The organism is Massilia sp. CT11-108 (assembly GCF_047302915.1).
GTDB lineage: Bacteria > Pseudomonadota > Gammaproteobacteria > Burkholderiales > Burkholderiaceae_D > Telluria > Telluria orientalis.
In genome coordinates this window covers 1-8406 of the sequence record NZ_JBKYMO010000245.1, presented here as the reverse complement: position 1 = coordinate 8406, position 8406 = coordinate 1, and the positions used below count along the sequence as shown (strand labels likewise).

At 69.0% G+C, this 8406-nt stretch carries 6 protein-coding genes and 2 pseudogenes; 7 read left to right on the top strand and 1 reads right to left on the bottom strand.

What is annotated here, in order from left to right; translation table 11 throughout:
• Positions 1-207 (bottom strand): helix-turn-helix domain-containing protein (locus ACEN88_RS18840; protein WP_413341965.1); only part of this gene is annotated, 207 nt, incomplete at its 3' end.
• Positions 208-297: 90 nt separating this feature from the next.
• Between ACEN88_RS18840 and ACEN88_RS18835 the strand changes: the two genes are divergently transcribed.
• The 7 genes and pseudogenes from ACEN88_RS18835 to ACEN88_RS18805 all read left to right on the top strand — a co-directional run.
• Positions 298-1065, top strand: coding sequence for an NAD(P)H-dependent oxidoreductase (locus ACEN88_RS18835; RefSeq protein ID WP_413341963.1), 768 nt, complete (start codon positions 298-300; stop codon positions 1063-1065).
• A gap of 51 nt (positions 1066-1116) precedes the next feature.
• Entirely contained in the window at positions 1117-2757 is a 1641-nt protein-coding gene (locus tag ACEN88_RS18830; protein ID WP_413341961.1) for a DUF5597 domain-containing protein, read from the top strand.
• Positions 2758-2870: 113 nt separating this feature from the next.
• Positions 2871-4083: pseudogene (locus tag ACEN88_RS18825) on the top strand (putative Na+/H+ antiporter).
• Between the two features lie 48 nt (positions 4084-4131).
• A complete protein-coding gene (gene hepT, locus ACEN88_RS18820; RefSeq protein WP_413341960.1) occupies positions 4132-4569 on the top strand; it encodes a type VII toxin-antitoxin system HepT family RNase toxin in 438 nt (145 codons plus the stop codon).
• Between the two features lie 48 nt (positions 4570-4617).
• Complete coding sequence (locus ACEN88_RS18815; protein WP_160410238.1) at positions 4618-5202, top strand: DUF2760 domain-containing protein; 585 nt, start codon at positions 4618-4620, stop codon at positions 5200-5202.
• Positions 5199-7058 carry an Hsp70 family protein gene (locus ACEN88_RS18810; protein ID WP_413341958.1) on the top strand — a complete coding sequence of 620 codons (1860 nt, stop codon included), beginning with the start codon at positions 5199-5201 and terminating at the stop codon, positions 7056-7058. The genes ACEN88_RS18815 and ACEN88_RS18810 overlap by 4 nt, the downstream gene beginning before the upstream one ends.
• Positions 7019-8406, top strand: a pseudogene (locus tag ACEN88_RS18805) (Hsp70 family protein); the annotation flags it as partial. The gene ACEN88_RS18810 and the pseudogene ACEN88_RS18805, both read left to right, overlap by 40 nt.

Genomic DNA, 8406 nt, shown 5'->3' with positions numbered 1-8406 from the left:
CAGGCCCAGGGCCAGCGGCGTGGGCGTCATGCCGCGGTGGCTCGGCACGAACAACGGGTCGCCCAGCATCTCGCGCAGGCGCGCCAGCTGGGCGCTCAGCGCGGGCTGGCTCAGGTTCAGGCGTTGCGCGGCGCGGCTCACGCTGCGCTCGGCCAGCAGCGCGTCCAGGGTCACGAGCAGGTTGAAATCGATGCGCTTGATATCCATTTTTTGGATACTACCCCAAAAGCCGACTGGCATTCCCGGCCGTGACGATTGGCGCCAGAATGGCCTTCATCACATTCACGGAGCACGACGATGAAGACTGTTTTAGTGGTACACGCCCACCCCGACCCGCATTCCCTCACCGCGCAGATGGTCCAGGCCGCGCGCGCCGGACTGCGCGCCCAAGGCCATGAAGTGATCCACTCCGACCTGTACGCCATGGGCTGGAAGGCCGTCTACGACGAACACGATTTCCCCGACCGGCAGGATCGCGAGCGCCTGTCGTTCGTGGACGAATCCGGCCACGCGTTCAGCACCGGCACGCAGCCGGACGACGTGCGCGCCGAGCAGGCCAAGCTGATGGCGGCGGATGCCGTCGTCTTCCAGTTCCCGCTGTGGTGGTTCGGCATGCCGGCCATCATGAAGGGCTGGATCGAGCGCGTGTGGGCATACGGTCTCGCCTACGGCTACCAGGGTGCCGGCAACCGCTACCGCTACGGCGAAGGCGGCCTCGCGGGCAAACGCGCGCTGCTGTCCGTGACGATGGGCGGGCCGGCCGAGGACTACGGCCCGCGCGGCATCAACGGCCAGCTCGACGAACTGCTGTTCCCGATCACGCACGGTACGCTGTTCTTCCCCGGCATGGACGTGCTGCCCACGTATGCCGTGCATGGCGCGGGCCGCATCGATGCCGAGGGCGTCGAACGCGCGCAGGCCGGCCTGGCGGCGCGCATGCGCACCCTGTTCACGGATGCGCCGATTCCCTACCGGCCGCAGAACGGCGGCGACTACCCGGACCGGCACGTGCTGGCGGACGACGTCGTGCCCGGCGTCACCGGATTGCGCGCGCATCTGCGCTGAGACGGCCCCTGTCGTGGGACAATGTTCAAAATCACCACGACAGGAGACCGAATGAAAAAGACGCTGGCCGGCTTGCTGCTGTCCGCCCTGGCCTGGTCGGCCCAGGGCCGCGACATTGTCCTCGACGCGCCGTTGCCGCGGATCGTGCACAAGGACGGGCGCCATGCGCTGCTGGTGGACGGCAAGCCGTTCTTCATGCTGGGCGCGCAGGTGAACAATTCCAGTGCCTGGCCCGCGCAGATGCCGCTCGTCTGGCCGGCCATCGACAAGCTGGGCGCCAATACGCTGGAAGTGCCCATCGCGTGGGAACAGATCGAGACCGCACCGGGCACCTTCGACTTCGGCTACCTCGACCTGCTGCTCGCGCAGGCGCGCACCCACGACGTGCGCCTCGTGCTGCTCTGGTTCGGCGCGTGGAAGAACAATGGGCCGAGCTATACGCCGGCGTGGATCAAGCTGGACAACGCCCGCTATCCGCGCGTCGTCGATGCGAAAGGAGAGCTGCGCGATTCGCTGTCGCCGATCTTCCCGGCCACGCTGGACGCCGACCGCAACGCCTTCGTCGCGCTGATGCGCCATATCCGCGCGAAGGATCCACAGCGCACAGTGATCATGGTCCAGATCGAGAACGAGACAGGCACCTACGGCAGCGCGCGCGACCACTCGCCGGAAGCGAACAGACTGTTTGCCGGCCCGGTGCCCGCGCCGCTGCTGACGGCGCGCGGCCGCACGGGCGGCACGTGGACGGAGGTCTTCGGCAAGGAAGCCGACGAAGCGTTCCACGCCTGGTACATCGCGCGCTTCGCCGACGCCGTGGCCGCCGCCGGCAAGGCGGAACTGGACCTGCCGATGTACGTCAACGTGGCGCTGCGCGATCCGTTCAAGCCGCAGGACCCGACGTCGTACTCGGCCGGCGGCCCCACCGACAACGTGATCGACGTGTGGAAGGCCGGCGCGCCGCACATCGACGTGATCGGCCCGGACATCTATTTTCCCGAGACGCCGAAATACCACGCCGTACTGAAACTGTACGACCGCCCGGACAATCCGCTGTTCGTCCCCGAGACGGGCCACACCTTCGCCTACGCGCGCTACCTGTTCGACGTGATGGGCCGGCGCGGCATCGGCTTTGCGCCGTTCGGCGTCGATTTCACGAAGGAGGCCAACGACCCGGCCGCGATCCCGAAAAATGCATGGGACATGCTGGAACCGTTCGCCAGCAACTACCGCCTCGTCGCGCCCATCCTGCGCATCTGGGCACGGCTGGCGTTCGAAGGCCAGGTCTGGGGCGCGAGCGAACCGGACGACCGCAAGCCCGTCGACCTGGACCTCGGCAACTGGAAGGCGCGCGTCCACTACGACAAGGGCACGTTCGGCGCGTCGGACTGGACGTGGATGAAGCCGCGGCCCGCGAATCCGCTGGGCTCCGAAGGCGGCGTGCTGGTCGCGGCGCTGGGCCCGGACGAATACCTGGTCACGGGCCGCATGGCGCGCATCGATTTCACGGCGCCGGAGGGCAGCGGCAAGCGCGCCATGCTCGCGCGCGTGGAGGAAGGCCGCTACGACGACGCGGGCAACTGGGTGCTGCATCACGTATGGAACGGCGACCAGACCGATTACGGGTTAAATTTCACCACGGTGCCGCGCGTACTGCGGGTGAAATTGGGAAGTTACCCGAGTCGCCAGCGTTAAAACGTCGCCCCTGCGAAGGCAGGGGCCCAATTTGCACGCGCCGACGCGATGCATGCAGAACTTGGGTCCCCGCCTTCGCGGGGACGACGTAGTTATTTATAAGGATCTCATCAATGACCACGACCATGCACAAGATCGCCCTGATCCTGTTCGTGCTCGCCCTGCTGCACACGTTCGCCACGCGCCTCTTCGAGGGCCTGGCGCACCGCCATCCGCGCCACGCCGGGCTGTTCCACCTGCTGGGCGAGGTGGAGGTCGTCTTCGGCTTCTGGGCCTTCGTGCTGATGCTCGCGCTGGCCTTCGTCGACGGCAGCGCCGCCGCCATCGACTACGCCGAATCGCGCCATTACACGGAGCCCCTGTTCGTGTTCGTCGTGATGGTGGTGGCCGCGTCGCGGCCCGTGCTGGAGGCGGCGCACGGAAGTCGCGCAGACGTGGCTCGGCCTCGCACTCGTGCCGCTGGTCGGCTCCCTGATCACGGAACCGGCCGCGATGACGATCGCCGCGCTGATGCTGGCCCCGTCCGTGTTCCGCCCCGGCATGCCGGAATGGCTGAAATACGGGGCGCTGGGCGTCCTGTTCGTCAACGTGTCGATCGGCGGCACGCTGACGTCGTATGCCGCGCCGCCCGTGCTGATGGTGGCCGGCGCGTGGGGCTGGGACAGCGTCCACATGCTGGCGCACTTCGGCTGGCGTGCCGTCATCGCCGTCGTGGCCAATGCCAGCGTCGTGACGTATCTGCTGCGCCCGCACCTGCGCCCGTTCGACATCTCGATCGAGGGCGAGGCGCCCGTGCGCATGCCGGTTCTTGTCACGCTCACCCACCTGGGCGTGCTGACGGCCATCGTGCTGCTGGCCCACCATCCCGTGCTGTTCACCGGCATTTTTTTACTATTCCTCGGCATCACCCAGGCCTACCCGCGCTACCAGGATCCGCTGATCCTGAAGGAAGGCCTGCTGGTCGGCTTCTTCCTCGCCGGCCTCGTCGTGCTGGGCGGGATGCAGCAATGGTGGCTGCAGCCCATCGTCGCGAAACTCCAACCCACTGCCCTGTTCTTCGGGGCGCTGGGCCTCACCGCGATCACGGACAACGCCGCGCTGACCTACCTCGGCTCGCTGATCGCCGGGCTGTCCGAGCGCGCGCAATACATGCTGGTGGCGGGCGCGGTGGCGGGCGGCGGCCTGACCGTCATCGCCAATGCGCCGAATCCGGCCGGCGTCGCCCTGCTGCGGCGCGGCTTCAACGACGAGTCGATCGGGGCCATGGGCCTGCTGCTGGGTGCGCTTGCGCCCACTTGTGCGGCGGCTGTGTTGTTCTTGTTGTAACGTATTAGCTGGAACGGGACCCTCCACGTCCCGCAGCGAGGGAACAACATGGATCACGACCTGCTGGTCAGCAAGACGGGCACCATCGAGCGCTGCTGCAAGCGCGCCCGCGACGAATACGAAAAGGACCCGACCACCTTCGTCGGCGACATCACGCGCCAGGACGCGGCGACCTTGAACGTGATCCGCGCCTGGGAAGCGGCCGTCGAGATGGGCGATTACGTGCTGGCCGACCGCGGCCTGGGCCCGGCGCACGACGAGCGCGACGTCATCACGCTACTGGCGGACAACGGCTGGATCGAGCCGGCACTGGCCGAGGACCTCAAGCGCACGGGCGAATTCTGCCGCGCCGAATGGGACCACCAGGCCGCGCCGCTGCCCGCGCTGGTGACCATCATCAAGCGGGGGCTGGACGATTTCGACGTGTATGCACGTGCGCTGCTGGCGGGTGCGGCGGGCGGCGAACCCGAACCAGATGCTGTCTAACTGGTATCATGCGCCCTTTCTGAACCACGCACCAGACACCACAAGAACATGAGCCAACCGACCAACCTGCCATCCTTCTGGAGCCGGCTGTCCCTTGCCTTCGGCGCCTTCTTCAAGACCCTGGGCGACGCCGAGTTCGCCGCGCGCGTGCGCGACGACCAGGTCGGCCCGATCGCCGCACCTGCTCCCGCACCGGCGCCTGCACCGAAGCCCGCGCCGGCACCGGCCCCCGCATCGGCCCCATTACGCATCGCCACGCCGGACGCGGCCCTGCAATTGCTGGGCCTCCTGCAGCGCGAAGCGCGCCTGATCGACTTCGCCAACGAAAACATCACGGTCTATGCGGACGCCGACATCGGCGCCGCCGCCCGTCTCGTGCACGAAGGCTGCGCGCGCGTGCTGCGCGAGCACTTCACCATCGAACCCGTGCGCGGCGAGCTGGAAGGCACGCGCATCACGCTGCCGGAAGGCTTCGACGCCGCCAGCGTGCGCCTGACCGGCAACGTCGTCGGCAAGGCGCCGTTCACCGGCACCCTGTCGCACCGCGGCTGGCGCGCCCGCGACGTGCGCCTGCCGCAGCTGGCGGATAAACACGATGCCAGCGTCATCGCCCCGGCGGAGGTGGAACTGTGAGCGACATCCAGACCAACGACGCCCGCTACGCCATCGGCATCGACCTCGGCACGACGCACAGCGCGCTGTCGTACGTCGACCTGCAGGCCAGCGATGGCGAGAAGGCCGACCAGGGCGTGCTGGGCATTCCGCAACTGAGCGCGCCCGGCACCGTGGAAGCGCTGCCGCTGCTGCCCTCGTTCCTGTACCTGCCGCACCCGGACGAACTGGCGCCGGGCGAACTGGCGCTGCCGTGGACGAACGGCCAGGCCGCGCCCATCGTGGGTGAAATGGCACGCAGTCGCGGCGCCGGCACGCCGATCCGCCTCGTGTCGTCGGCCAAAAGCTGGCTGAGCCACCCGAGCGTCGACCGCCGCGCCGCCATCCTGCCGACCGACGCGCCGGAAGAAGTCGAACGCGTGTCGCCGCTGGCCGCATCGACCCGCTACCTCGAGCACCTGAAAGCCGCGTGGAACGCGACGCATCCGGACGCGCCGTTCGAACAGCAGGCCGTCACCGTGACGATCCCGGCGTCGTTCGATCCGGCCGCGCGCGAGCTGACGGCAGAGGCCGCGCGCAGCGCCGGCTACGGCAACCCGACGCTGCTGGAAGAACCGCAGGCCGCGCTGTACAGCTGGATCGAAGGCAGCGGCGGCGGCTGGCGCAAGCAAGTGAAAGCCGGCGACATCGTGCTGGTCGTCGACGTGGGCGGCGGTACGAGCGACTTCTCGCTGATCGCCATCCTCGAACGCGACGGCAACCTCGAACCGCACCGCGTCGCCGTCGGCGACCACATCCTGCTGGGCGGCGACAACATGGACCTCGCGCTGGCCCACCTCGTCGCACGCAAGCTGCAGGCGAACGGCACGCAGCTGGACGCCTGGCAGATGCGCGCCCTCACCTACGCCTGCCGCGGCGCCAAGGAACACCTGCTGGCGGACGCCAACGCGACCACGTGGCCGATCGTGGTGCCGAGCCGCGGCTCGAAGCTGATCGGCGGCTCGATCCGCACGGAGCTCACGCGCGACGAAGTCACCACGTTCATCACGGACGGCTTCTTCCCGCGCGTGGAAGCGTCCGCACGTCCCGCGACGCGCACGCGCGCCGGCCTCACGCAAGTGGGCCTGCCGTACGCGCAGGACGCCGCCATCACGCGCCACCTCGCTGCCTTCCTCGGCCGCCAGGCCGGTGCGACAGCGGAGCTGGAAGGCTTCAACGGCAAGGTGAATGCCGAGCACACCTTCCTGCACCCGAGCGCCGTGCTGTTCAACGGCGGCGTGTTCAAGTCGGACATCCTCGCCAGGCGCGTGATGGACACCATCAACGACTGGCTGTACATGGAAGGCGCCGAACCGGCCCGCATGCTGGAAGGCGCGGACCTGGATCTCGCCGTCGCGCGCGGCGCCGCCTACTACGGCTATGCGCGCCGTGGCGGCGGCGTGCGCATACGCGGCGGCACGGCCCGGTCGTACTACGTCGGCGTCGAGTCCTCGATGCCCGCGATCCCCGGCTTCGAACCGCCGCTGGAAGCGCTGTGCGTGGCGCCGTTCGGCATGGAAGAAGGCAGCGAGCTGGAACTGCCGGGCCAGGAATTCGGCCTCGTCGTGGGCGAGCCCGTGCACTTCCGCTTCTTCGGCTCCACCGTGCGCCGGCAAGACCAGATCGGCACCGTGCTGGAGTCGTGGAGCCAGGACGAGCTGCAGGAATTGAACGAGATCCAGGCGACGCTGCCGGCGGAAGGCCGCACGCCGGGCGACGTCGTGCAGGTGAAGCTGCATGCCGTGGCGACGGAAGCGGGCACGCTGGAACTGGTGGCCGTGGCCCGTGAAGGCCAGCGCTGGAAGGTCGAGTTCGACGTCCGCAGCAGCGAGCAGTGACCCGCACCAAACCAGCCCTCGTCGGCATCGACCTCGGCACCACCAACACGGTGCTGGCGTATGCCGACGCGGGGTCCGAGCAGGTCGCCACGTTCGATATTCCGCAACTGGTGGCGCCCGGCGAAGTGGGCACGGCGCCGCTGCTGCCGTCGAGCCGCTACCACCCGCTCGAGGGCGAGCTCGCGGCGGATGCGCTGCAATTGCCGTGGCAACAGCCGGACGTGGGCGGCGTGGCACGCGTCGCCACCGGCCGCCTCGCGAGGAGTCTTGGCGCGGCGTCGCCGGGCCGGCTCGTCGCCTCCGCGAAAAGCTGGCTGTCGCATCCGGGCGTGGACCGCACGGCGCCCATCCTGCCGTGGGGCGCGCCGGACGACGTGCCGAAAGTCTCGCCGCTGGCCGCGAGCGCCAGCTATCTCGCCCACCTGCGCGCGGCGTGGAATACGCAGCACCCCGCAAGGCCGCTGGAGCGGCAGCAGATCGTCCTCACGATCCCCGCCTCGTTCGACGAAGGCGCGCGCGCCCTCACGCTGGAAGCGGCGCGCCTCGCCGGCCTGTCCGACGTGCGCCTGCTGGAGGAACCGCAGGCCGCGCTGTACGACTGGCTGCAACGCCATCGCACCACGCTGGCTGCCGACCTCGCGGATGCGAAGCTCGTGCTCGTCGCCGACGTGGGCGGGGGCACCACCGACTTCACGCTCGTGAAGGTCGAGCTGAAGGATGGAGAACCGGCACTGTCGCGCATCGGCGTGGGCAACCACCTGATCCTCGGCGGCGACAACATGGACCTCGCCCTCGCCCACCTGGCCGAGTCGCGCCTGGGCGAAAGCCAGCGCCTGTCGGCCGGCCGCCTCGCGCAACTGACGGAACGCTGCCGCGCCGCGAAGGAACAGTTGCTGGCGCCGGACGCGCCGGATGAAGTGACCGTCACCTTGCTCGGCAGCGGCTGGCGCCGATGAGGCGCGAGCCGCTCCGCGACGATCGCCAAGGCGGACGTCGACCGCATCGTGCTGGACGGTTTTTTCCCTTTAAACGACACGCGGGAAGGTCCGCAGCGCGCCCGCGCCGGCATCGTCGAATTCGGCCTGCCGTATGCGAGCGACCCGGCCATCACGCGCCATCTGGCGGGCTTCCTGCGCCAGCACGCGCAGGCGGCGCGCGAGGCGCTGGGCATCCCCGATGACGATCGCCTGCCCGTGCCGGATACCCTGCTGCTGAACGGCGGCGTGTTCCGCGGAGAAGCGCTGGCGCAGCGGCTGGCCGACGTGCTGTCCGCGTGGCGCGGGGACGCCGTGCGCGTGCTGCACAATGCCGATCCGGACGTCGCCGTCGCGCGCGAGCGAATACGCGA